We start from the raw sequence: 22,952 nt of genomic DNA on the forward strand, positions 1-22,952 counted from the left end.
AGCCACCAGACCGGTCCGAACACCATCGCCTTCCCGGGCGGGCAGATCACGGTGGCGGTGCGGCCATGAACTGCGACTACGGACCGGGCGCACGGATCAACAACCAAACGCAGGGCCGTCGAGCCCGCATGTACGGTTCCGGCGTTGTTGCACCTGCCGTAGCGGCATGTGGTGTCGTCGAGGCACCACAGCACGAAAGGCTCCGTCTGCGATGTACCCCTCCGTCACACCGCCCCGCCAGGTCAAGATCGGCGCTGCTGCCGCCTTCGCCGGGACCACCCCACGCGCTATCCGCCACTACCACCAGATCGGTCTGCTGCCGGAACCCGAGCGCGGTGGAGACGGCCGCCGCCGCTACGGCTACGACGACATGATCCGCCTGTTGTGGATCCGCAGGATGGCGGAGGTCGGCATCCGTCTGGACGACATGCGAGCTGCCTTCGACGAATCCGGGGACATCGAGGAGACCCTGGGCCGGCTGGAGGAATCCCTGGCTGTCCAGGAGGCCGACATCAAACGTCAGCGCGCGGCCGTCGGGCGCCTGCGGACTGTGGGCAGCCCGCAGGGCCTGCTCTCCGAGCTGGTGACGGATCGGCTCAGCCACCTGCCCCCTGGCGCATTGCGCGCCTCCGACATGGAGGCCCTGCTGGTCACGGAACGGATCTTCGGTCCGCTCGGCTCCGCACTACAGGCCAGCGTGTACATCGTGCTGGCCACCCATCCCGACCTACGGGCCGAGGAGGACCGTCTCGACGAGGCCGAGGCCGCCCTCGACGACGGCGTCGACCCCGATGACCCGCGCGTCGAGGAAATCGCCGTACAGCGATACACCCACCACATGGCCCTCCTGCAGGCCATCACGGCAGCCGGGCTGGACGCGGCCGATGACGAGCTCTTCGAGACCTACGACGCCGACCTGGCAGAGGAGGAGGACACGCAGATGGGCGCCGCGGAGGCGATCACCAAGATGCCCTACGACTTCTCTCCTGCCCGGATGCGCTGCATGGAGCGCGTGGCACAACTCGTCGGCCAAGACGCCTGCGCAGACAGCTGATCGCCTGTGCCCCGCTGACAGGTGTTTTTGATCCCTGTATGGCTCGGGGTGCCCCTGGCTAAGATCGGCTCATGGTGCGGTCCACGCCGATAGAGCCCTTGCCCCAGCCGCTTGTGGACGGGGTTGTCGTTGTACGACTCCGGCGCGAGTCCGATGTGGAGGCCATCGCAGCAGCGAGCTACGACCCCGAAACGCGTCGTTGGCTCGATGACACGCCGATGGATGAGAACGCTCGTCGTATGAGCATGGCTCGCGTCGAAGATGCCTGGCGTACCGGACAGGCAACTCCGTTGGTGATTGCGAATGCGGTGACAGACGAACCGATCGGTATCATCAACCTGCAATTCCGCGATGACGATGTCGCCACCATCGCGTACAACGTCTTCCCATCGCATCGTGGAAACGGCATCGCTCCCCGAGCTGTCCGGCTAGTCCTGGCCTGGGCCCTGAATGATCTCGGGGTGGCTCAGCTATTACTGGAGGCGGACGAGGCGAATACGTCGTCTGTCCGGGTTGCGGAGAAGTGCGGATTCGAACGGATCGGCAGCCGAACGAGACCAAATCCGCAAGGTGGGCAGCACACGACCGTTGTCTTCGGCTGGCGCGTCTGCGAGGAGATGTAGTACGTGGCTGCCCTTGAGTTCGTGAAGTCGAGCTACAGCAGCGGTGGAGGTGAGTGCGTCGAGGTAGCCACCAACGCGCCGGACACCGTCGCGATACGAGACTCCAAGCACCCGGAAGGTCCGATACTCCGCGTGCCGCCCACCGCCTGGTCGGCCTTCCGAGCCGCCATCGCCGACGGGCGGCTCGCGTAGCACGCGAGCAACGGGGGCCGGCCGCACCGTACTGGCGAGAGCTCTCGTTGTCCGGCCCTAGGGGACGCGGACAACTCGTCGCCGGGTGCCCTCGGTTCGGGCAGGACATCACGGCCGAGGACGGAAACCGTGTCCCGGTGAGCAGAAGCCCCCGGGAGCGGCCCGTCGGCGCTGCTTGAGGGACCGGGGGGCCGGGAATTCCAGTTGCCGCCATGGTTCGTTCGGTGATCGAGTGGGCGGATGAACCATGAAGCGGTGCTTTCCCTGTTCGACCGGCAGATGCGACAGGACGCGCGAGCCGACGATCCTGAGGGGAGGGTCGAGCGGATCGGTGACGTGGTGCGGCAGATCGGCGCCGGCAACGACGACTGGAACGGGGTCGTCTGGTCCGATCTGGATGAGGTCACGGCGGACGCGGCGATCACGGCACAGGTCCAGTACTTCGCCTCGCTGGGGCGCGAGTTCGAATGGAAGCTGTATGGTCACGACCAGCCTGGGAATCTTGCCGGGCGGCTGCGGGCTGCGGGGTTCTCCCCCGAGCCCGAGGAGACCTTGATGGTCGCCGAGATCGACGACCTTCCCATCGGCGTCGAACTACCCGAGGGCGTCCATGTGCAGTCGGTCACCGACCCATCCGGCGTGGATCTCGCGGTCGACGTCCATGAGCAGGCGTTCGGCACGAGTGCCGTCCAGCTTCGCCACCGCATGCTCTCCCAGCTGGCCGGAAGGCCGGAAACCTTGAGCATGGTCGTCGCGATGGCCGGCGACCTGCCGGTGTGCGCCGCCCGGATGGAACTCCACCCGGGCACCGCCTTCGCCAGCCTTTGGGGCGGGGGCACCGTCCCCGCATGGCGAGGTCTGGGCATCTACCGGGCATTGGTCGCCCACCGGGCCCGTATCGCCGCCGAACTCGGCTATCGCTATCTGCAGGTCGATGCCTCCAGCCAGAGCCGCCCTATCCTGCAACGCCTCGGGTTCGCCGTTCTGAGCACCACCACGCCGCACGTGTACCGGCCATAGAGCGTCTGAGGACAGGCGTCATTCCAGGCGGCGGATCCGGTGAGCGTCAGGACAGGGCGTGTCCGTAGCGGGCGCTGAGCGGTGCGAGGTCCGGCTCGCCGAACTGGGCGCGCAGGGCGTGGAATGCATCGACCTTCTCCGGGCCGAACCGGACCACGTGGGCGGCATATGCGTCGAAGGAGACGAACGCCGGGGGAGTCGTCTTCGTGTGGAACTTGTCCGCGTACATCACCAGCTGTTCCTCTACGGTCTCCGCCACGTAGTCGGCCACCGGTAGAGGCAACTCCTGCCGCTCGATGTCGTCCCGCGTGATCCCGACGCCCGTGTGGCAGGAACAGAAGCGACACAGCCGCTCGGGGAAGCCCTCCTGGCGCAGGATCGTGTGCCCGAGCACCCCGTGGCGGATGTAGTCGCCGACCCGGAGCCGGCCCCCGTCGTCGTAGAGCCGGTAGACGCCGATGTCGTGGAGAAGGGCACCCGCGCGGACGAGGTCGGCGTCGAGCCGGTGGCCGTCGGCGGCCAGCAACTGCTCGGCGACTGTCCAGACGATCTCGCAGTGCGTGTACACGAGGTCGAACGCTTCCCGCGTCGGCGCGTACTTCTCGTGCAGCGCCCGTATGTCGTCGCCCGTCGGCAGGATCACGGCGCGAGCGTAGCAACCTCGGCTCGCAAGCTTCTGACCTGCCTTTGCCCGCTGCCTGCTGCATCCGATACGCGGCTCCGGCACGGACCCCGCGTGCGGAGCCGCGTATCGATACCTGCGGGGCCCGAGAGCCTGCGGGGCTATTCCTATTCCGGCAGCGTCCGCACGCGGCCGATGTCGCAGACCATCGCCCCGATCGTCGTCTTCATATTGCGGCGCAACTGGTCCAGCCGCCCTTGCAGGATCGCCGTGGCGTTGGCGGGGTCGGCGCGTACGGCCGCTCGGGCTCCGCTGTCGCCCGGGCCGTGGGTGAACGACTGGCGGACCACCGTCTGGTCGGGGCGCACGGCGGGGCGCAGGTTGTAGCGCCAGGTGGCGAAGGGTTCGTGGGTTTCCGGGGCGCCGCCGTATACGTCCCAGCCGAACGCGTAAGGCGGATGGGCGGCGTTGACCACGCACAGCACGTGTGTGACCAACCCGTTCGGGAATCGATTGCGGGCTTCGTACCGCGCGCCGACCTCCGGTGCGGTCCAGCCGTCCAGCCAGGCCGCGTAGGTGCACTCCGGGCTCCACTCGCCGAGGCGCGAGAGGTCCGTGATCGCGGCCCAGAGCTCGTCGACGGTCAGGTCGACGAGCAGTTCCACTTCGGTGTGGGCGCCGGTGACTCCATAGTCCTCATCCATGTTTGGGTAGACCGGCCGGGCGCCTGAAACTCATCGCGGCCCGGCGCCGGGGCAGGGCGGCGCGGGGTCACAGGACGGCCGTACCGCGCAGGCAGGTGGTCGTCGCTCCGCCGACCCAGACGGTCCCGTCGGGGTCGGCGGTGACCGTGACGGCTCCGGCCCGGCCGAGCCGCGCGCCCTGGGAGACCTGGTAGCCGGCCGGGGCCACGCCGGTGCTGGTCAGCCACTGGCCGACCGAAGCGTTCATGCTGCCGCACACCGGATCTTCGGCCACCCCGACGCGGGGAGCGAAGGTGCGCAGCTCGAACGCGTGCTCCGAGCCCGGTGGGTATGCGCCGATCGCCCCCACCATGGCCGTCGGGATCCGCGACAGGTCGGGCTCCAGGGCCAGCACCTCCTCGGCGGTGGCGAGCCGGACGACCGCCCAGCCGGGGCCGTTGTCGACCCACTGGTGGGCGAGCACCTGGTCGCGGCCGATGCCGAACGCCGCGACGACCTGCTCCAGATACTCCTCCTCCAGATCACCGGTGCGCCGGGTCGGCGGAGCGGCGAAGGACAAGATGCCCTCGCCGCGGCGCACCTCGACCAGCCCGGCCGCGCACTCCTGCACGATGCGGTCGCCGCGGCGGGGGCTCCCGCCCTGTTCGAGCCAGGCGTGGGCGGAGCCGAGCGTGGGATGGCCGGCGAACGGGAGCTCGCCGCCGGGGGTGAAGATCCGCAGCCGGTAGTCCGCGTCCGGGGTCGAGGGCGGCAGTACGAACGTCGTCTCCGACAGGTTCGTCCAGCGGGCGAGGCGCTGCATGGCCTGGTCGTCCAGGTCGGCCGCGTCGAACACGACGGCCACCGGGTTCCCGAGGTAGGGGGTCGACGAGAACACATCGACCTGTGCGAACGGACGTGAGCGCGGCACGGTCATCGAGGGGCCTTTCACGAGCGGCGGAACCTGTCCCATCCCACCCCATGCCCCGGCGTCCGGACAGAGCCACCTGTCACAAATTGGACTGCGTTGGGCTGCGACCGATCAGTTTTGGAGAAGCCACGCACGTCACCGGCTTCCTAAGATCGAAATCGCCCCGCAGAACAGCGGAACAGCAGAACAACAGGAACACCGACCGGAGGGAGACCGCGATGAGCGACACCGAGTTCACGGCCGAGGAGCGCGCCGCGATGAAGGAGCGTGGCCGGGAGGTGAAGGCGGCTCGCCGAGGCTCCGCCAAGGCGGACGGCACGAGCGAGGTGCTGGCGAAGATCGCCGAGATGGAGGCGGGCGACCGCGCCCTGGCCGAGCGGATCCACGCCGTCGTCACGGCGGCGGCTCCGGAGCTCACGCCCAAGCTCTGGTACGGGATGCCCGCGTACGCGAAGAACGGCAAGGTGCTCTGCTTCTTCCAGTGCGCCGCGAAGTTCAAGGCCCGCTACTCCACCCTCGGCTTCAGCGACCAGGCGAACCTGGACGAGGGCGCGATGTGGGCGTCCTCGTACGCGCTGACCGGGGAGTTGACGGCCGGCGACGAGGCGCGGATCTCCGAGCTGGTGAAGCGCGCGGTGAGCTGACGCCGAGCGGCATCAGGCCGCCAGCCACTGGTCGTACGCCAGCTTGCAGACCAGCGAGACCACGACGACCACCAGCACCCCCCGCACGAACCCGCTCCCCCGCTTGAGCGCCATCCGCGCGCCCAGCATCCCGCCGCCCAGGTTGAAGACCGCGAGCAGCGCCGCCATGCGCCACAGGACCGTGCCCTGGATGGCGAAGGTGACCAGCGCGCCGAAGTTGGTGCAGACGTTGACGACCTTGGCCGTGGCGGAGGCTGTGACCAGGTTCATATGGAGGGCGGCGACGAGGGCGATGACGAGGAAGGTGCCGGTGCCGGGGCCGATGAGGCCGTCGTAGAAGCCGATGCCGAGGCCGATGGCGAGGATCGCGGCCAGGACCCGCTGCCTCGTCAGGGGCTCCGCGGGGGCCGTGGCGGTGCCGAAGGCCGGGCGGAGCAGGACGAACGCGAGGACGCCCAGCAGGACCACCATGATCAGCGGACGCAGCACGCCACTGTTGATACCGGAGGCGAGGAACGCGCCCGTGAGGGAGCCGGCGACGGCGGCGGCGCCGATACGCGTGGCGAGCCGTACGTCGAGCGGGGTGTTGCGGGTGTACGTGATGGCGGCACCGGTCGTGCCGACGATGGCGATCGCCTTGTTGGTGCCGAGGATGTACGTGGGCTGGTAGTGCGGCAGTCCGACCAGCATGGCGGGCAGCAGCAGGAGGCCCCCGCCTCCTACTACGGCGTCGATCCAGCCGGCGCCGGCCGCGGCCAGGCAGAGCAGGAGCAACGTCACCAGCGGTATGTCAGGCATGGGCAGGAGCCTATGGCGGCGCGGAAACCCGGCCGGAGCCAGGTCCAGGTCCCGGTCCGGGACCAGGCCCGGGACCGCCGGCCGCCCCCAGGCCGACGGTCCGTCGTGGGGCCGCGGTCGCGCGCTACTTGGTCTTCGGGGTCGCCGGAAGGAGCGTGGCGTGAGCGTGGCATTCCTTGGCCGGGAACTTCTTCCAGGCCGAGTCGGAGCCCTTGATCACAAGAACCCGGCACGGCGCGCCCGGCTTGCTCGGCTTGGCCGGCTTGCTCGGCTTGGCCGGCAAGGTCGGAATGGGGCACTCCCTGGTGTGGCTCGGCTTGCCGGGGATCCCCTTCACCACGGACAGCTCGATCCCGTCACCGATCTTGACGATCTTGATGCCCTTGGGAAGCTCAATGACCTTGGCGACCTTGGCGGCCTTGGCGGCCTTGGCAGTCCTGCCGGCCTCGACGACCTTGAGTCCCTTGGTCGCCCTGGTGATGACGCGGGCTTCCCGGGTGCCCTTTTCGATCTTGGCGGCCTCGGCAGCCGGGACAGCCTTGCCCGCCGTGATCACGCAGTGCTTGGACGCCTTGGCCATCACCACATCGGCACCCCCCACCGAGGCGGTGTGCGACGGGCCGGCGGCCGAGGCGGAGGCCGTGGCCCCCAGCGTCAGGACGCCGACCGCCGCGGCGAGCATGGCGCCTCGGCGCTTGGTGGCGATGGAGCTGAAGCGAGTCACAAGTGTCTCCTTACGCAGGTTACGCAGGGGATATGAACCCGGCGGACTCCCGGTCCGTCGGTGCGTCCACCGTGGCGTACCGACGCTGAGTCCTCGCTGAAAGCTCTTCAGCGGGGACTCAGCTTGTGCGTGCCATGCTGCTCCCGTGCGCATTCTCGTGGTGGAAGACGACGCCCGGCTCCGCGAACTCCTCAAGGAAGGTCTGGAGCAGGAGGGTTTCACCGTCGAGACGGCCGGTGACGGGCGCAGCGGTCTGGCGCTGGCCCAGTCCACCGAGTACGCGGCGATCGTGCTGGATGTGATGCTGCCCGGGCTGTCGGGCTATCAGGTCTGCTCCCGGCTGCGGGAGGCCGGCGTCTGGACGCCGATCCTGATGCTGACCGCCAAGGATGGCGAGTACGACGAGGCCGACGGACTCGACGTCGGCGCGGACGACTACCTCACCAAGCCATTCTCCTACGTCGTCCTGATCGCGCGGGTGCGGGCCCTGGTGCGGCGCGGCAGCCTGGACCGGCCCGAAGTGCTGGAGCTGGGTGATCTGCGGCTGGAGCCGGCGGCCCTGGCCTGCAGCCGGGGGAAGGACAGCGTCACGCTGACGGCCAAGGAGTTCGCCGTACTGGAGTGCCTGGCCCGCCGCGCCGGACAGGTGGTCTCCAAGACCGAGATCGTGCACACGGTGTGGGACACCGCCTACGAGGGCGGGGCCAATCTCGTCGAGGTCTACATCAGAACCCTGCGCCGGAAGATCGACGTGCCGTACGGCAAGCAGGCGATCCGCACGATACGGGGCGCGGGATATCTGCTGGCCCGCGACGGGGGGTGACGGCGGGATGAGATCCATGAGCCTGCTGACCGGGATGAGTGTCCGCGCCAAGGCCACGGCGGCCGCCGTCGGCACCGTCGCCCTCGCCATAGCGCTGTGCATGCTGGCCCTGGTCCTGGTCCTGCAGCAGAACCTTCGGGACAGCGCGAAGACGGACGCCAAGCAGGCCGCCGTCAGCGTCGCGGACCAACTGGCGACGTCCGGGAAGACGAGGCTGGCGGACAAGGCGCTGGTCGTCACGCCCCAACCGGTGACCATCAAGGCCGCGGGACGGGTGATCAGCTCCGCACGTCCGGGGGAAGCTCAGCTGGACAGCAAGGTGGTCAGCAGCGCGCCCGTCTTCCTCACCACGGGGGCCCACAAGGCGTACAGCGTGAATGTCGCCCCCTCGACCACCGCCGTCGACAACGCCACCCGGCTGCTGTTGCGCCAGGTCGCCCCCGCGGCGGCCGGGCTCGTGCTGTTCGTGGCCGCCCTCACCTGGCTGCTGGTCGGCCGCGCGCTGCGCCCGGTGGCCGCCATACGGGAGGAGTTCACCGAGATCACCGAGCGCGCTCTGCACCGCCGGGTCCCGGTGCCCAAGGCGCGCGACGAGGTCTCCCGGCTGGCGCGGACGATGAACGCCACGCTGGACCGGCTGCATCAGGCCATGACCCGGCAGCGCCAGTTCGTCGCGGACGCCTCCCACGAGCTGCGCAGCCCCATCGCGGCCGTACGGGCCCAGCTCGAACTCGCCCTGGCCCGCCCCTCGCGGACGGACTGGCCGACCGCCGTGCACAAGGCCCTCCAGGACACCGAACGCCTCCAGGCCGTCGCCTCCGATCTGCTGCTGCTCGCCAGGCTCGACGCGCAGGAGGCGCCTCCCCCGGCCCCGGTGGACCTCGCGGCGCTGGCGGCCGAGGAGGTGCGGCGGCACCCCGGCACGGTGTTGGAGTACGCGGACGCCTCCGCCGGAGGCGCGACCGCCGGGGACGCCTCCGACGGGGACGCCCAGTCCGCAGCCACCGCCGCAGCCACCGCCACCGCCCTCGTCGTGCACGGCAGCCGCGTACAGCTCTCCCGGCTGCTCACCAACCTCACCGACAACGCCCGCAGACACGCCCGCACGACCGTCTCGGTCGGTGTCGCGGTCCGCGACGGCATGGTCGAGCTCTCCGTGGACGACGACGGCCCCGGCATCCCCGAATCCGACCGCGAGCGCGTCTTCGAGCGCTTCACCCGGCTGGACGACGCCCGCGCCCGGCAGGACGGCGGCACCGGCCTCGGCCTCGCGATCGCCAAGGACATCGCGCACGCCCACGGCGGGACCCTGACCCTCCACACCAGCCCTCGGGGAGGGGCCCGGGTGCTGCTGCGGCTGCCTGTGGCTGCCGTTGTGAGATGAGACTTTGACAACTACCGGACCAGACTGATCGGTTGGTCAGTAGTATCTGCCCGTTCTTGGCCGCATCGCGGGTGGAGGTATACGAACGTGTTGTCGGAGACGGCGGGAGTCATCGCCGTCGCATCCGCTGTGCTGGTGCTGACGCTGCTGCTGGGCTCGTTATGGGTCGCCAGGCTGCGTACGGCGCTCGCCGAGGCGCGTACGACGGCCGAGCGGGAGCGGGCGGCCGCCGCTGAGGCGCGGGCCGAAGCCGAGCGGGAACGGGCCGTCGCGGCCGAGCGCGGCGAGGAGGTGGCCCGGCTGTCCGCCGTACGGGCCGAGCTGGACGAGGCGGCCCGCCGGGAGCGGAATCTGCGCGACTCCGTCCAGGCGTCGTTCGAGTCCGTGGCCAGGAATATGCACGCCATGGCGGTGGTGCAGCAGCAGGTGCTCGACGGCCTGGAACAGCGCATCAGCGAGGCGGCGTTGATGGCCGAGGTGATGAAGGCCGACCACGCCGCGGCCCAGATGACCCGCAAGGCGCAGACCCTGATGGTGATGTGCGGGATCTGGCCCGCGCGGCGCGAGACCCGGCCGGTGACGCTCTTCGACTGTGTGCGCGGCGCGCAGTCACGGATCGTGGAGTTCGGGCGGGTCGATGTGCACGGCGGCCAGACGCTGTACGTGGTGGCGCCCGCGGTCGAGGGTCTGATGCACGCGATCGCCGAACTGCTGGAGAACGCCACGGTGTTCTCCCCCTCCCGCACCCAGGTCGCGGTCTCCATCCGGGAGGTGGCCGCGGGCGCGGTCGTCGAGATCGACGACGCGGGGCTCGGTATGCCGCCCGATGTGCTGGAGCAGGCCGTCGCGCAGCTCCGGGACGGCCTTGACCTGGCCGAGCTGGGGGCGGTGCCGCGGCTGGGGCTCGCATGTGTCGGGCGGTGGTCGCGGGAGCTGGGCTTCAGCGTGGAGCTGTCGGCCGCCTCGGCGTACGGCGGGACGCGGGTGGTGGTCTTCGTACCGCACCGGCTGCTCGGCGGGGGCGCCGAGCCGGTCGTGGACACGGAGCCGGTCGTCATCGAGCCCGTGACCGCCCCAGCCGCACCCGCGCCCATCGGGGCCGACTCCGGGGCCGATTCCGGGACCGATTCCGGAGCCGGGGCCGACTCAGGGGCCGGGGCCGGGCTGCCGCAGCGGCGCAACCGCCGCCGTACGAACCAGAAGACGCCCGACGGCAAGGCGCCGGACCTCAGCCCCGGTTCCGGCCTCGGTTCCGGCCCCGGTTCCGCCATGCCCACCTGCGACCCGTGGACCCCCGAGGCCGCCCGCGCGTCCATCGCCAGCATCGTCTCCGGCACCCGTCGCGGGCGCGCGGAGGTGGCGGAGGCCGACCAACAGGACCGAGCAGATCGAGAAGGAGGCCGGTAGTGGCCGGAACCATATCCAGGCTGCCGGACGTTGGATGGATGCTGCGTCCGCTGACGCAGATCCCGGGCGTGCGGCATGCCGTCGTCGTCTCGGAGGACGGTCTGCGCATGGGGCACGGCTCCGCCGAGGGGCTGACAGGGGATGTGCCCCAACTGGACGTGGCGGAGGCCGAGTCGCTGGCCGCCGCCTGCGCGGCGCTCACGGTGACCGGGCAGTCCACGGCGGCTCTGTTATTCGGCGACGACGCGGGGGTGCGGCAGCTCATGGTCGAGTCCGACAAGGGGTTCGTGCTGTTCACCTCGGCCGGCCAGGGGGCGTCTCTGGGCGTGGCCACCGACATGGAAGCGGATGTCGGTCTGGTGGCCCAGCAGATGCAGTTACTCGTGGCGAAAATAGGCGCCCATCTGAGCAGCCGTCCCCGGGAGTCGATGACCTCGACGCCATGAACGAGCCCCGCGAGGAACGAACAACCCCGGCTGTGCGGCCGTACGTGATCACACGTGGCCGCGCGGGTTCCTCACGGGACGAGCTGCCGTGGGAGACGCTCGTCATGGCCTCGGGAAGCGCGCCGCCCCCGGATCTCCAGCCGGAGTACCGGCGGATCGTCGACTTCTGTCAGGGTCTGCTGTCGGTGGCGGAGGTGGCCGCGCACCTCGGCCAGCCACCGGCCGTGGTGCAGGTGCTGCTGGCAGATCTCATCGACTGGGGTCATATCGTGGCCCGCCCGCCCGTCCGGACCGCCAAGCGTGCCGACAGGGACTTGCTGAGGAAGGTGCTCGATGGGCTTGAGAGCAAGCTCTGAGATCTCGGACGGAGCAGGCGGCACGGACGGCTCGGACTGTGCAGCAGACGGATCGGGCGACGCGGACGGCACGGGCGGAACAGGCGGCGCGGGCAGCGCGGGCGGAACAGGCGGCGCGGGCAGCGCGGGCGGAACAGGCGGTGCGGAGGGCGCCGATGACAGGGACGGTGTGCACGGCGTGGACGGCGACGTGGACGGCGGCGCGGACAACGAAGACGACGAGGGTGACGGGGACAAGATGGCCGATATGAACGACGCGGACGACTCGGCCGACGCGGACGACGCCGACGATCTGGCCGGCACACCCGTCATGTACGTGCAGTCCAGCGTGTCCGGCGCGGCCAAGATCCTGGTCGTCGGCCCCATGGGCGTCGGCAAGACCACGCTGATCGGCACCGTCTCGGAGATCAAGCCGCTGTCCACCGAGGCGACCATGACCCAGGCGGGCGCCCGCCTCGACACCGCCGTACGGCCGTCCAAGATCACGACCACGGTGGCCCTGGACTTCGGCCGGATCACGCTCGGCGGCGAGTTGGTGCTCTATCTGTTCGGCACGCCGGGTCAGCAGCGTTTTCTACCCGCGTGGAAAGACCTGGCGCGCGGCGCCCTGGGCGCGCTCGCACTCGTCGACACCCGCGATCTGGAGGCCTCCTTCGACGCCATCGGGCATCTGGAGGACCTGGACGTCCCGTTCTCCGTCGCGGTCAACGCGTTCCCCGACAGCGTGCTGCACAGCGAGGACGATCTGCGCTCCGCGCTCGATCTGCTCCCCCACACCCCGCTGGTCATCTGCGACGCCCGGGAGCACAAGTCCTCGGTCCAAGCGCTGATCTCGCTGGTCTCCCACCTCATAGAGACCATCACGGAGGCGTCGTGACGGCCGGTTGGGCCGATGGCGCGCTGCCGGCCCCGGTACCGCTGTACGGGCCGGGGATGGACGGCGACATGCCCGCGCTGTACGAGCGGATGCGCCGCGACCACGGCCCGGTCGTGCCCGTAGCCATCGCGCCCGGCATCGAGGCATGGCTGGTGCTCGGCCATCGCGAGCTGCTTCATCTGACCCGCGACGAGCAGTACTTCTCGCACGACCCCAGGCGCTGGACCCCGCTGCGCGACGGCCGCGTGCCCCCCGACTCGCCGTTGATCCCGCTGGTCGGCTGGCGCCCGGCGCTGCTGTTCGCCGACGGTCAGCAGCACCGCCGGATGCGCTCGGCGGTCGCCGAGGCGCTGGGCCGGCTCGACGGGCACGAGCTGATCCGTACGGTGCGGTCCGCCGCCGAGCGGCTGATCGCCGGGTTCGCGGACCGGCACAAGGCGGATCTGGTGCCGCAGTACGCGCGGCTGCTCCCGCTGCAGGTCGTCACCCAGATCCTGGGCCTCGACGAGGAGCGCGGGCCGCGGCTGGTCGAGGCGATCGCCGCCATCGTCAATCCCACCGCCGCCGCCACCGGCGCCAACCGGCGCATGGGCGGCATTCTGCTCGAGCTGATCGAGCAGAAGAAGCGGCAGCCGGGCGCGGATCTGACCTCCTGGCTGCTGGAGCACCCGGTCGGCCTCAGCGACCAGGAAGTGCTGCACAACCTCGTAGTGATCATCGTGGCGGGTAACCAGACGACCGTGAACTGGATCGCCGACACCGTACGGATCCTCCTCACCGACCCGGGCTTCCGCTCCTCGCTGGCCCGCGGCCACCTCACGGTCGACGACGCGCTGGACCTGGTGCTGTGGCGCCATCCGCCCACCGCCAACTTCCCCGGCCGCTACGCCACCCGCGATCTGCGCTTCGGCGGACAGCACATCCGCGCCGGGGACATGCTCATCCTGGGCCTGGCGGGGGCGAACGCCGACCCCGAGGTACTGCCCGAGGACGGCCGTCCGGTCATCGGCAACCGCTCCCACCTCGCCTTCGGCGCCGGCCCGCACACCTGCCCGGCACGGGACCCGGCACGGCTGATCACCCGGACCGCCGTGGACACCCTCCGGCACCGGCTGCCCGACCTCGAACTCGCCGTGTCGGAAGACCAGTTGGCCTGGATCACCTCGCCCTGGTCGAAGAACCTGGCCGGGCTGCCGGTGCGGTTCACCGCCCCGCAGCTCGCGGCGGACGCGGCGGCGGCCACCCACCCGGCAGACTCAGGAGACTTACGATGACCGATGCGGCTGACGCGACTCATGCGGCTGACTCGGCTGACTCGGCTGATGCGGCTGACTCGGCTGGCGCGACTCATGCGGCTGACTCGGCTGATGTGACCGACGGCCAATGCCCCGTGCCGCACGCCGCCCCCGCCCCGCATCGGCTGGACCCCACCGGGGTCGGCCAGCACGCGGTCAACGCACGGCTGCGGGAGCGCGCGGCCGCAGTCCCGGTCCTGCTGCCCGGCGATGTCACGGCCTACGCCATCACCCGCCACGAAGAGCTCAAGGGCTTCACCACCCACCCCCAAGTCGCCAAGGACGCCCGCCACTTCACCGCGTTACGAGACGGTGAGATCCCGCCCGGCTGGCCGCTTGCGACCTTCGCCACCGTACGGGGCATGACCACCGCCGACGGCGCCGACCACAAGCGGCTGCGCTCCCTGGTCACCCGGGCGTTCACCCCGCGCCGGGTGGAGGCGCTGCGCCCCGCCGTCGAGGAGCTGACCGCCGCCCTCGTGGACCGGCTGGCCGAGGCCGCCGCCGAGGCCCCCGACGGCGTGGTCGACCTGCGCCGCCACTTCGCGCTGCCGCTGCCCATGGGCGTGATCTGCCGACTGCTCGGCGTCGACCCCGAGCACCAGGACCGGCTGCACGCCCTGTCCAACGACATCGTCGGCACCCGCACCGCCCCCGAGCGGGCGCTGGCCGCCAACCGCGAGATGATCGCCATCCTGGGCCAGGTGGCCGCCGCGCGGCTGCGCTCGCCGGGCGACGACCTGACCAGTGCGCTGATCGCGGCGCGTGAGGAAGACGGCGACCGGCTCAGCGAGGAAGAGCTCATCGGCACGCTGCTGCTGATGATCATCGCCGGGCACGAGACCACGCTCAATCTGATCACCAACGCCGTGCGGGCGCTGTGCGCCCACCGCGACCAGCTTGAGCTGGTGCGCTCCGGCGTCGGCGAGGCGTCCTGGGGCGATGTGGTCGAGGAGACCCTGCGCTACGACAGCCCCGTCAGCCTCTTCCCCTTCCGCTACCCGACCCGCGACCTGGCCGTCGGCGACACGGTGATCCCCCAGGGCGCCCCCGTCCTCGTCTCGTACACCTCCGCCGGGCGCGACCCGCGCGCCCACGGCGCGGACGCCGACCGCTTCGACATCACCCGCCACACCCGCCCCGACGCCGCCCGCCATCTGTCCTTCGGCCACGGCGCGCACTACTGCCTCGGCGCGCCGCTGGCCCGTATGGAGGCCACGATCGCCCTCGACGCGCTGTTCACCCGCTTCCCCGGCCTTGACCTGGCCGTCCCCGACGACGCGCTCGTCCCGCACCCCAGCTTCGTCGGAAACAGCCCGCAGGAGCTGCCCGTACGGCTACGGCCCGCGGCTCACAGCGGCTGACGGGGCGCGCTGAGGGCAGCGTTGCTTCAGGGAAACGGCGGTGATGCGGCCGGGTAACAGGCACCCCGCACGCTTCCTGGCATGAGGTCGTACAGGGAGCCGGAGCCGGGCAGCGGCCGGCGGGTGGTGATCGTCGGCGGCGGCATGGCCGGGACACGGCTGGCGCAGCAGCTCGCCGCGACGGCCGCCGATGGCTTTGCCGAGGTGACGATCATCGGCGAGGAGCCGCACCCGGCGTACAACCGTGTGCTGCTCGCCGAAGTCCTCGCCGGGCGGTACGCCCCCGATGTCATCGCCCTCCCGGACCTTGCCGTCGGCCGTCGGCTGAGCGGCGTACGCGTGGTCCGGCTCGACCGGGACCCGGGCGAGGTCGTATGCGACGACGGGCGCCGCGTCCCGTACGACGCGCTGGTGCTGGCCACCGGCTCCAACCCGGTGCTGCCCCCGCTGCGCGGGCTCTTCGAACCCCACGGCCACGACCTGCCGGACGGCGTCCACGCCTTCCGCACCATGGACGACTGCCTGGCCCTCGCCGCGGCCATCCGCCCCGGCGTCCGCGCCGTCGTCATCGGCGGCGGCCTGCTCGGCGTCTCCGCGGCACGGGCCCTGGCCCAGCGCGGCGCCCAGGTCGTCCTCGCCCACCAGGGCGAACACCTCATGGAACGGCAGCTGGACACGGGCGCGGCCGCGATGCTGCGGCGGCATGTGGCGGCGCTGGGCGTGGAGGTCCATACGGAGTGCCGCGTACGGGGGCTGCGCACGCGGTCCGTGTCCGCTTCCGGCGGCGGGCGCGCCGTTCGCGCCGTGAGCGCCGTGGAACTGGCGGACGGGTACGCCCTCGAAGCCGACCTGGTCATCCTCGCCTGCGGCGCCCGCCCCCGCGTCGGCCTGGCCCACGCGGCCGGCCTCGCCGTGGCACGCGGCATCGTCGTCGACGACGAGCTGCGCACGAGCGACCCCCGGATCTTCGCGATCGGCGACTGCGCGGAGCACGCCGGCGTCCTCTACGGCCTGGCCGGCCCGGCCCAGGACCAGGCCGACACTTTGGCACACGTTGTGGGCAATCGTGCCGCAGGGCGGGACGGGTGGGCACAACCCGACCACCGGGCCGCACACGGCGACGAAACCGGCCCCCGGTACACGGGAAGCCGCACCCTGACCCGGCTGACGCTCGCCGCCGCGTCTACGGCCGCCGCCAGCCCGCTCGATCTCGCCGCGTTCGGCGAGACCACCCCCGCCCCCGGCGACGACGTCGTGCATCTGGCCGACGCCACGCGGAACGCGTACCGGAAGGTCGTGGTCCGTGGGGATCGGCTCGTCGGGGGGATTCTGCTCGGCGATCTCGGCAGCGTCGGCGCGCTCGCCCGCACTTGGGAGGGTGACGAACCGCTCCCCTCCGCCCCCTTGCTGCACCTGCTGACCAACGATGGAGGCTCCTGACGATGAGCGCACCCAACTCTGCCCCCACCGCCGCCCCCACCATCGTGCTCGTCGGGCACGGCATGGTCGGCCAGCGCTTCCTGGAAGGGCTCGTCGAGCGGGGCGTGACCGAGCGCGCCCGGGTCGTCGTGTTGTGCGAGGAGCCGCGGCCGGCCTATGACCGCGTCCAGCTGACCTCGTACTTCTCCGGCCGGACCGCCGAGGACCTGTCCCTCGTGGAGGACGGCTTCATGGCCCGGCACGGTATCGAGCTGCACCTGGGCGACCCGGCCGAGCACATCGACCGCGCCGCGCGCACGGTCACCGCGCGTTCGGGCCTGACCGTGGCGTACGACTCGCTGGTGCTGGCCACCGGCTCGTACCCCTTCGTGCCGCCGGTGCCGGGCAAGGACAGCCGGGGGTGCTTCGTCTACCGCACCATTGACGACCTGCTGGAGATCGAGGAGTACGCCAAGAACTGCTCGTCCGGCACCGTGGTCGGCGGCGGGCTGCTGGGCCTGGAGGCGGCGGGCGCGCTCAAGGGGCTCGGGCTGACCACGCACATCGTGGAGTTCAATCCGCGGCTGATGGCGATCCAGGTGGACGAGGGCGGCGGCGCCGCGCTGCGGCGGACCGTGGAGGACATGGGCCTGGCCGTGCACACGGGCGTCGGCGGCAAGGAGATCACAGCGAACGCGGACGGCGCGGTCACCGCCATGGCCCTCTCCGACGGGTCGTCCATCGACACCGATCTCGTCATCTTCTCGGCGGGCGTACGCCCCCGCGACCAGCTGGCGCGCGACTGCGGGCTGACGGTCGGCGAGCGCGGCGGGATCGCGGTGGACGAGCGGTGCCGTACGAGCGATCCGGCGGTGTTCGCGATCGGCGAGTGCGCGCTGGCCGCGGACGGCCGGGTGTACGGGCTGGTGGCGCCGGGGTACGAGATGGCGCTGGTGGCCGCGGACGAGATCGCGGAGGCGAGCGGCGAGGAGAGTGGCTTCACGGGCGCCGACACCTCCACCAAGCTGAAGCTGCTCGGCGTGGACGTGGCCTCCTTCGGCGATGCGCACGGCACAGCCGAGGGCTGTCTGGACGTGGTGTACGCCGACTCCCGCGCGGGCGTCTACAAGAAGCTGGTGATCGGCGCGGACGGCGCGCTGCTCGGCGGGGTGCTGGTCGGCGACGCCGAGTCGTACGGCATGCTGCGCCCGCTGACCGGCAGCGTGCCGCCGGTCGCGCCCGAGCAGTTGGTGCTGCCGGCCGGTCTTGGGGCGCCGGCGGCGATCGGCCCGTCCGCGCTGCCGGACGAGGCGGTGATCTGCAACTGCCACAACGTCACCAAGGGCAGCATCCGTTCGGCGGTCACCGACCACCAGTGCGCCACGGTCCCCGAGGTGAAGAAGTGCACCAAGGCGGGCACCGGCTGCGGCAGCTGCCTCAAGACGCTGACCACCCTGGTCAACGACGAACTCGAAGCGAGCGGCGTCAGCGTCGACAAGGGGCTGTGCGGCTGCTTCTCCTACACCCGGGCCGAGCTGTACGAGATCGTCCGGACGCTGCGCATCACCTCGTACGCCGCGCTGCTGGACAGCCACGGCCGCGACGAGGCGCGCAGCGGCAACGGCTGCGAGATCTGCAAGCCGACCGTGGCGTCGATCATCGCCTCGCTCGCGCCGACGGTGGGCGCCAGCGGCTATGTGCTGGACGGTGAGCAGGCGGCGCTCCAGGACACCAACGACCACTTCCTCGCCAACCTCCAGCGCAACGGCTCGTACTCGATCGTGCCGCGCATCCCCGGCGGGGAGATCACCCCCGAGAAGCTGATCGTCATCGGCGAGGTGGCGCGGGACTTCGGGCTCTATACGAAGATCACCGGCGGGCAGCGGATCGATCTGTTCGGCGCCCGCGTGGACCAGCTGCCGCCGATCTGGGCGCGACTGGTGGAGGCCGGGTTCGAGTCGGGGCATGCGTACGGCAAGGCGCTGCGCACCGTGAAGTCGTGCGTGGGGCAGACCTGGTGCCGCTACGGCGTGCAGGACTCGGTGCGGATGGCCATCGACCTGGAGCTGCGCTACCGGGGGCTGCGCTCCCCGCACAAGCTGAAGTCGGCCGTGTCCGGGTGTGCGCGTGAGTGCGCGGAGGCGCGCGGCAAGGACTTCGGGGTGATCGCCACCTCGAACGGCTGGAACCTGTACGTCGGGGGCAACGGCGGCGCGGACCCGCGCCACGCCGATCTGCTCGCCCAGGACCTCGACGACGAGCAGCTGATCCGGCTGATCGACCGGTTCCTGATGTTCTACATCCGCACCGCGGACCGCCTGGAGCGCACCTCCGCCTGGCTGGAGCGGATCGAGGGCGGCCTCGACCACGTACGGGATGTAGTGGTCGACGACTCGCTGGGGCTGTGCGCCGAGCTGGAGGCGCTGATGGCCGACCATGTGGCGGGCTACCGCGACGAGTGGGCCGAGACCCTGGAGGATCCGGAGCGGCTGCGGCGCTTTGTGTCCTTCGTCAACGCGCCGGGCGCGCCGGATCCGACGGTGAAGTTCGTGCCCGAGCGCGACCAGGTCAAGCCGGACCTGACGATCCTGTCAGGACCCAGCATCCCCGTCCGCACTCTCGAAACTCTCGAAGGGGCTGTAAGCCGATGACCATGGCACTGGAGCGGACGGATGTCCGCGTGGAACTCCTCGTCGACCAGCGGTGGTTCGCGGTGTGCGACCTCTCCGATCTGATCCCGGGGCGCGGGGTGGCGGCGCTGCTGCCGGACGGGACGCAGGTCGCGGTGTTCCTGGACCGGACGGGCCAGGCGTACGCGATCGACAACCGCGATCCGTTCACGGGCGCGTATGTGCTCTCGCGGGGTCTGCTGGGCTCCCTGGGGACACGGCCCTTCGTCGCCTCGCCGCTGCTGAAGCAGCGCTTCGACCTGGAGACGGGGCGGTGCCTGGACGACGAGGGGGTCGCCGTCCAGGCGTATGCGGCCCGTACGAACGACGGGGTGTCAGCCCAGGTTGCGTGAGACCACGATCCCGCACTGGACGGGGTCGCTCGCACAGCCGGCCGTCCCCGCGGCGAGCACGCCCTTCGTCCCGGGGACGGCGGCGATGCCGAACACCGTGGACATCTCGCTGTGCTCGGTGACGTCGGCGGGCAGCTTCTCGGTCGACCACTCCGTACCGGTCCAGCGGGCCATCACGGTGTGGGGGTCGCCGCCCGGGGTCCAGCCGGCGATCCACAGGCCCCCGGCGCCGTCCGCGCCCGCCGCGTTCGCCTCGTCGACGGGGAGCGCGGGCAGCGACTGCCAGCGGCTGCCGGTCCAGTGGGCGGCCATGGTGGCCGTGGGCGCCTGCGGGTCGTTGGTCTTCCCGACGACATAGACCGAGTTACGGCCGGTGGCCACGGCGTGGTTGCCCACCCAGCCGGTCGGGTGCTCACTGGGGACCGGCACCTCGCGGACCGTCCAGCCGCTGCCGTTCCAGTGGTACAGCAGCGGTACGGTCCTCTCGCCGGTCGCCGCGTCGGCGGTGACCCAGACGTCGTCCGGGCCGGTGCCGGTGATGTCCCAGGGCTGCGCCTGGCCACCGCCGGGGGCCGCGGGCAGGTCCACCTTCTGCCACGCGGAGCCGGTCCAGCGCTCCAGACGGGAGACCTGGGCGTCGCCGTTCGGATCCCAGTCGAAACTGGTCAGCCAGGCCGACTTCGTACCGAACGTGGCGAGGTCGCCGATGAAGCTCAGCGACCCCTCCGCGGGGGCCGCGTGGTCGACCTTGCTCCACTTCTTGCCGTCCCAGTGCTGAAGCACGAGCGGCGCGGACATGTTGTCGTCCAGCGTGCCGGCCGCCCAGGCGTCGCCGGGCGCCGAGGCCGCGACCTTCTCCAGCCGCGCGGCCTTGCCACCCGTGGTGGCGGCGGGGACATCCGTCCACGCGGTGCCGTTCCAGTGCCTGATCGCGGGAGTGCCCCCGTCGGCGTCGGCGCCGTCTGCCTTGCGGCCCACCGCCCAGGCGTCCTTGGCGCCGGTCGAGGCGACGTCCCAGAACTCCGTGGAGACGGTCGCGCTCAGCGGCGTTGCCAGTTGCCAGGGGGTGGCGGCGCGGGCCGCCCGATCGGACGCGGTGGTGGACACGGCGGTGGACGCTGTGCCGGTGGCGGCGTTCGCCTGCGCCCCTAACGAGCCGAGTGCGATCGCGCACACCGCTACCGCTGTGCGCAGCCCTGCGTTCCTGGCCATGGTGCTCCTTCTGCTCGGTTGGTGCTCTCAGAAGGAAATGGCCGCCGGCCGCCGGTTCTTACAGGTGACTTTGCTCGGTCACTGAGGAGTCCTGAGCTGCTGGTCCGCCCACTTCGACGTCACGGTGGCGGTGTGGTTCACCACCGTGCCCGCGGTGAGCCCCGCCTCGGCGGCCTGCGCGTTCGGCTTCGTCAGCACCTGCTGCTCGGACAGCAGCGCGCCGGTCGCCGGGTTCACGATCAGCTCCGACCGCGCGGTCCCGTAGTCGGGCCGTTCGGTCGCGGGCAGCGCGAAGCCGACCCCCTTGCGGCCCAGCGGGTCGGTCACCTCGCCGAGCGACCGGATGCCCGGCAGATCCGCGATGACGCGGTACGCGGCGGCCCGGACCTCGGGTTTGACCGGGAGGCCGATCAGGCCGGCCGCCTGGTGCCACATCCACTCGGTACGGCCGGAAATCTCGCTGCCGCGGTCCTCCTCGTACAGCTCCGCCAGCGCCTTCTTCAACTTGCCGCTGTCACCCGGAAGTTTCCGCAGATCCGCGTAGGTCACATTGCGCGCGCCGAGAGCGGCGATCTTGTCACCCTGGTTGATCCGGGTCACCGTCGGCCGCTTCTCGGACCCTGACTCGATCCGCAGACCGAGCTTGCCACCCGGCTGGGAGCCGGACTCGGCGAGCGTGACGTCCTTCGGCGATCCGGCGGCCCGCCAGCGCGCGGCGTCGCGCTCGGTACGTGGCTCGGTGATGTCGTCGATCCCCGAGACCCACAGGCTCTGCGTACCGGGCCGCACCCCGAAGGACCACTGCTGTGTCTCGGAGGTGGCGACCGCGAAGGTCGACCCGGACTCGGCGACGACGCCGATCCACCCCGACCGTGTGGTCGTCTGCCAGTACGTGCCCTGGTCCGCCTTGCTCTCCAGCCGGCTGGCCACGTTCAGCAGCGCGAGGCGGCCGTTCTCGGGGGTGTGCCGGGGGCCGGCCGTGGTGGGCCGGGCGGTGGCGCGGGATCCTTCGGAGCCCGAGCCGCCCTGGGGAAGCGTGGCGACGAGCACCCCGGCCGCGGCCGCCGTCGCGGCGACGGGCAGCGCCCACCGCCAGGTGAACGGCCGGGCGGACCCCGCGGACCGGCGGGCTTCCGGCGCGTCGGGGGCGCTGCTCAGGATGGTGATCAGGTCATGCCGGGCGCGTTCCGAACCAGCCGAACCGGCCAGGTGCTCCGGGTCGAACTCCGGGGGCCGGGCGTCCGCCAGCGTCTTCATGACATCGGGCCGCTTACGTGCCATGTCAGTGCTCCTTCACTGTCGCTTTGGGGCGAGAGCCGCGAGGGTCGCGCGAGAATCCGACCCCGACCCCTTCGATAGCCCGCTCCAGCCGCCGCCTGGCCCGGTGCAGCCGCACCGAGAACGTAGCGGTGGCACAGCCGAGGACGCGCGCCGCCTGTCTCGGTCCGAGCCCGTGCCAGGCGACCAGCGTCAGCACCTCGCGGTCCGCGTCGGACAGCGTGGCCAGCGCCTGCAGCGCCGCCTCGCGCTCGGTCACATCCGCGGCAACATCCCCGACGTGGGGGCCGGAGGCGATGATGCGCTGGGCCTCCTCCGCGGCCAGGGCGTACTGTCTGCCGTCGCGGCGGCGCAGCTCGCGGGTCAGATTGCGGGCCACGCCGAGCAGCCACGGCAGCGGTGGCGTGGGGATGTCCCGCATCCGCCGCCAGGCGACCGTGAAGGTCTCGCTGGTGATGTCCTCACCGACCTGCCGCCCCACCAGGCTCGAGGCGTAGGCGAGCACCCGGGGATGGCACTCCTCGTACAGGTCACGGAAGCGTTGGGCGTCGGTCACGCACCGTCTCCTCATCTCGGCTCTCTCACCTGGCAGTGGTCGAGAACCGCGATTTCTTACACCGTGAGGAGAATGTTTTCGGATGGCGGGCGGTGGCCGAGGGAAGTTCTCCCCTGACCCGCCCCTTCCCGCAGTGTCGAGCCCCTGCCCGACCACGTGGTCGGGTGAGCCAGGCATTGCGGTGGGTTTGCGTCGCCACCGAGCCCAATACGGCCGTGTCGG

Annotated in this window: 24 protein-coding genes; 16 read left to right on the forward strand and 8 right to left on the reverse strand. The window is 71.2% G+C overall.

Annotation, left to right across the window (positions count from 1 at the left end; genetic code table 11):
• The first annotated feature begins 211 nt into the window (after nucleotides 1-211).
• The 4 genes from ACWDSL_RS31605 to ACWDSL_RS31620 all read left to right on the forward strand — a co-directional run bounded on the left by ACWDSL_RS31605 (nucleotide 212) and on the right by ACWDSL_RS31620 (nucleotide 2,889).
• Nucleotides 212-1,054 carry a MerR family transcriptional regulator gene (locus tag ACWDSL_RS31605; protein WP_450491260.1) on the forward strand — a complete coding sequence of 281 codons (843 nt, stop codon included), beginning with the start codon at nucleotides 212-214 and terminating at the stop codon, nucleotides 1,052-1,054.
• A gap of 71 nt (nucleotides 1,055-1,125) precedes the next feature.
• The gene (locus ACWDSL_RS31610) at nucleotides 1,126-1,677 is read left to right on the forward strand and encodes a GNAT family N-acetyltransferase (RefSeq protein WP_450491262.1); all 552 of its coding nucleotides are present in this window, start codon (nucleotides 1,126-1,128) and stop codon (nucleotides 1,675-1,677) included.
• Nucleotides 1,678-1,680: 3 nt separating this feature from the next.
• Nucleotides 1,681-1,869 (forward strand): DUF397 domain-containing protein, encoded by a 189-nt coding sequence (locus ACWDSL_RS31615; protein ID WP_450491264.1) that lies wholly within the window; start codon nucleotides 1,681-1,683, stop codon nucleotides 1,867-1,869.
• Nucleotides 1,870-2,109: 240 nt separating this feature from the next.
• Complete coding sequence (locus tag ACWDSL_RS31620) at nucleotides 2,110-2,889, forward strand: GNAT family N-acetyltransferase (protein ID WP_450491266.1); 780 nt, start codon at nucleotides 2,110-2,112, stop codon at nucleotides 2,887-2,889.
• Between the two features lie 46 nt (nucleotides 2,890-2,935).
• Here ACWDSL_RS31620 and ACWDSL_RS31625 read toward each other — a convergent pair whose 3' ends face one another.
• The 3 genes from ACWDSL_RS31625 to ACWDSL_RS31635 all read right to left on the reverse strand — a co-directional run bounded on the left by ACWDSL_RS31625 (nucleotide 2,936) and on the right by ACWDSL_RS31635 (nucleotide 5,131).
• Nucleotides 2,936-3,532, reverse strand: a complete 597-nt coding sequence (locus tag ACWDSL_RS31625) for an HD domain-containing protein (protein WP_450491268.1) — start codon at nucleotides 3,530-3,532, stop codon at nucleotides 2,936-2,938.
• Nucleotides 3,533-3,678: 146 nt separating this feature from the next.
• Nucleotides 3,679-4,215 carry an SRPBCC family protein gene (locus ACWDSL_RS31630; protein WP_450491270.1) on the reverse strand — a complete coding sequence of 179 codons (537 nt, stop codon included), beginning with the start codon at nucleotides 4,213-4,215 and terminating at the stop codon, nucleotides 3,679-3,681.
• Nucleotides 4,216-4,282: 67 nt separating this feature from the next.
• A complete protein-coding gene (locus ACWDSL_RS31635; protein ID WP_450491272.1) occupies nucleotides 4,283-5,131 on the reverse strand; it encodes a PhzF family phenazine biosynthesis protein in 849 nt (282 codons plus the stop codon).
• 212 nt (nucleotides 5,132-5,343) lie between these two features.
• On the opposite strand from ACWDSL_RS31635, the gene ACWDSL_RS31640 reads away from it, so the two are divergent.
• Nucleotides 5,344-5,769, forward strand: coding sequence for an iron chaperone (locus tag ACWDSL_RS31640; RefSeq protein ID WP_450491274.1), 426 nt, complete (start codon nucleotides 5,344-5,346; stop codon nucleotides 5,767-5,769).
• 12 nt (nucleotides 5,770-5,781) lie between these two features.
• Here the strand turns inward: ACWDSL_RS31640 and ACWDSL_RS31645 are convergent, their stop codons facing one another.
• Together ACWDSL_RS31645 and ACWDSL_RS31650 are read right to left on the reverse strand one after the other, a co-directional pair.
• Nucleotides 5,782-6,567 (reverse strand): sulfite exporter TauE/SafE family protein, encoded by a 786-nt coding sequence (locus ACWDSL_RS31645; RefSeq protein WP_450491276.1) that lies wholly within the window; start codon nucleotides 6,565-6,567, stop codon nucleotides 5,782-5,784.
• Between the two features lie 124 nt (nucleotides 6,568-6,691).
• Nucleotides 6,692-7,291, reverse strand: a complete 600-nt coding sequence (locus ACWDSL_RS31650) for a hypothetical protein (protein WP_450491278.1) — start codon at nucleotides 7,289-7,291, stop codon at nucleotides 6,692-6,694.
• 145 nt (nucleotides 7,292-7,436) lie between these two features.
• Here ACWDSL_RS31650 and ACWDSL_RS31655 point away from each other — a divergent pair, with 145 nt between their 5' ends.
• The 11 genes from ACWDSL_RS31655 (at nucleotide 7,437) to nirD (ending at nucleotide 19,684) form a co-directional block, all read left to right on the forward strand.
• Nucleotides 7,437-8,114 carry a response regulator transcription factor gene (locus ACWDSL_RS31655; protein WP_450491280.1) on the forward strand — a complete coding sequence of 226 codons (678 nt, stop codon included), beginning with the start codon at nucleotides 7,437-7,439 and terminating at the stop codon, nucleotides 8,112-8,114.
• Nucleotides 8,115-8,130: 16 nt separating this feature from the next.
• Entirely contained in the window at nucleotides 8,131-9,498 is a 1,368-nt protein-coding gene (locus tag ACWDSL_RS31660) for a sensor histidine kinase (RefSeq protein ID WP_450491301.1), read from the forward strand.
• 87 nt (nucleotides 9,499-9,585) lie between these two features.
• Nucleotides 9,586-10,905 (forward strand): ATP-binding protein, encoded by a 1,320-nt coding sequence (locus ACWDSL_RS31665; protein WP_450491282.1) that lies wholly within the window; start codon nucleotides 9,586-9,588, stop codon nucleotides 10,903-10,905.
• Nucleotides 10,905-11,351 (forward strand): roadblock/LC7 domain-containing protein, encoded by a 447-nt coding sequence (locus ACWDSL_RS31670; protein WP_450491284.1) that lies wholly within the window; start codon nucleotides 10,905-10,907, stop codon nucleotides 11,349-11,351. Before ACWDSL_RS31665 ends, ACWDSL_RS31670 begins: the two co-directional genes overlap by 1 nt.
• Nucleotides 11,348-11,707: a DUF742 domain-containing protein gene (locus ACWDSL_RS31675; protein WP_450491286.1), complete on the forward strand. Its 360-nt coding sequence runs from the start codon at nucleotides 11,348-11,350 to the stop codon at nucleotides 11,705-11,707. Before ACWDSL_RS31670 ends, ACWDSL_RS31675 begins: the two co-directional genes overlap by 4 nt.
• Before the next feature lie 328 nt (nucleotides 11,708-12,035).
• The gene (locus ACWDSL_RS31680) at nucleotides 12,036-12,584 is read left to right on the forward strand and encodes a GTP-binding protein (protein WP_043491684.1); all 549 of its coding nucleotides are present in this window, start codon (nucleotides 12,036-12,038) and stop codon (nucleotides 12,582-12,584) included.
• A gap of 56 nt (nucleotides 12,585-12,640) precedes the next feature.
• Nucleotides 12,641-13,858, forward strand: a complete 1,218-nt coding sequence (locus ACWDSL_RS31685; protein WP_450491304.1) for a cytochrome P450 — start codon at nucleotides 12,641-12,643, stop codon at nucleotides 13,856-13,858.
• 95 nt (nucleotides 13,859-13,953) lie between these two features.
• Nucleotides 13,954-15,243: a cytochrome P450 family protein gene (locus ACWDSL_RS31690; protein ID WP_450491288.1), complete on the forward strand. Its 1,290-nt coding sequence runs from the start codon at nucleotides 13,954-13,956 to the stop codon at nucleotides 15,241-15,243.
• A gap of 81 nt (nucleotides 15,244-15,324) precedes the next feature.
• Nucleotides 15,325-16,683, forward strand: coding sequence for an NAD(P)/FAD-dependent oxidoreductase (locus ACWDSL_RS31695; RefSeq protein WP_450491290.1), 1,359 nt, complete (start codon nucleotides 15,325-15,327; stop codon nucleotides 16,681-16,683).
• A 2-nt stretch (nucleotides 16,684-16,685) separates the two neighbouring features.
• Complete coding sequence (gene nirB / locus ACWDSL_RS31700) at nucleotides 16,686-19,313, forward strand: nitrite reductase large subunit NirB (protein WP_450491292.1); 2,628 nt, start codon at nucleotides 16,686-16,688, stop codon at nucleotides 19,311-19,313.
• Complete coding sequence (nirD, locus tag ACWDSL_RS31705) at nucleotides 19,310-19,684, forward strand: nitrite reductase small subunit NirD (protein ID WP_450491294.1); 375 nt, start codon at nucleotides 19,310-19,312, stop codon at nucleotides 19,682-19,684. Before nirB ends, nirD begins: the two co-directional genes overlap by 4 nt.
• Here nirD and ACWDSL_RS31710 read toward each other — a convergent pair.
• From ACWDSL_RS31710 to ACWDSL_RS31720, 3 genes are all read right to left on the reverse strand, one after another.
• Nucleotides 19,667-20,896, reverse strand: coding sequence for a hypothetical protein (locus tag ACWDSL_RS31710; RefSeq protein ID WP_450491296.1), 1,230 nt, complete (start codon nucleotides 20,894-20,896; stop codon nucleotides 19,667-19,669). The two genes, nirD and ACWDSL_RS31710, sit on opposite strands and share 18 nt — an antisense overlap.
• A 78-nt stretch (nucleotides 20,897-20,974) precedes the next feature.
• Nucleotides 20,975-22,177 carry a CU044_5270 family protein gene (locus ACWDSL_RS31715; RefSeq protein WP_450491298.1) on the reverse strand — a complete coding sequence of 401 codons (1,203 nt, stop codon included), beginning with the start codon at nucleotides 22,175-22,177 and terminating at the stop codon, nucleotides 20,975-20,977.
• Between the two features lies 1 nt (nucleotide 22,178).
• Nucleotides 22,179-22,730, reverse strand: coding sequence for an RNA polymerase sigma factor (locus tag ACWDSL_RS31720; protein ID WP_450491299.1), 552 nt, complete (start codon nucleotides 22,728-22,730; stop codon nucleotides 22,179-22,181).
• Between the last annotated feature and the right edge of the window lie 222 nt (nucleotides 22,731-22,952).

Source organism: Streptomyces sp. NPDC000941 (assembly GCF_053599555.1).

Coding starts and splice junctions, on each gene's coding strand:
- ACWDSL_RS31605 (WP_450491260.1), top strand. CDS start 212: ATGTACCCCTCCGTCACACCGCCCCGCCAGGTCAAGATCGGCGCTGCT.
- ACWDSL_RS31610 (WP_450491262.1), top strand. CDS start 1,126: ATGGTGCGGTCCACGCCGATAGAGCCCTTGCCCCAGCCGCTTGTGGAC.
- ACWDSL_RS31620 (WP_450491266.1), top strand. CDS start 2,110: ATGAACCATGAAGCGGTGCTTTCCCTGTTCGACCGGCAGATGCGACAG.
- ACWDSL_RS31630 (WP_450491270.1), bottom strand. CDS start 4,215: ATGGATGAGGACTATGGAGTCACCGGCGCCCACACCGAAGTGGAACTG.
- ACWDSL_RS31635 (WP_450491272.1), bottom strand. CDS start 5,131: ATGACCGTGCCGCGCTCACGTCCGTTCGCACAGGTCGATGTGTTCTCG.
- ACWDSL_RS31640 (WP_450491274.1), top strand. CDS start 5,344: ATGAGCGACACCGAGTTCACGGCCGAGGAGCGCGCCGCGATGAAGGAG.
- ACWDSL_RS31645 (WP_450491276.1), bottom strand. CDS start 6,567: ATGCCTGACATACCGCTGGTGACGTTGCTCCTGCTCTGCCTGGCCGCG.
- ACWDSL_RS31660 (WP_450491301.1), top strand. CDS start 8,131: ATGAGCCTGCTGACCGGGATGAGTGTCCGCGCCAAGGCCACGGCGGCC.
- ACWDSL_RS31675 (WP_450491286.1), top strand. CDS start 11,348: ATGAACGAGCCCCGCGAGGAACGAACAACCCCGGCTGTGCGGCCGTAC.
- ACWDSL_RS31685 (WP_450491304.1), top strand. CDS start 12,641: ATGGACGGCGACATGCCCGCGCTGTACGAGCGGATGCGCCGCGACCAC.
- ACWDSL_RS31695 (WP_450491290.1), top strand. CDS start 15,325: ATGAGGTCGTACAGGGAGCCGGAGCCGGGCAGCGGCCGGCGGGTGGTG.
- nirB (WP_450491292.1), top strand. CDS start 16,686: ATGAGCGCACCCAACTCTGCCCCCACCGCCGCCCCCACCATCGTGCTC.
- nirD (WP_450491294.1), top strand. CDS start 19,310: ATGACCATGGCACTGGAGCGGACGGATGTCCGCGTGGAACTCCTCGTC.
- ACWDSL_RS31710 (WP_450491296.1), bottom strand. CDS start 20,896: ATGGCCAGGAACGCAGGGCTGCGCACAGCGGTAGCGGTGTGCGCGATC.
- ACWDSL_RS31715 (WP_450491298.1), bottom strand. CDS start 22,177: ATGGCACGTAAGCGGCCCGATGTCATGAAGACGCTGGCGGACGCCCGG.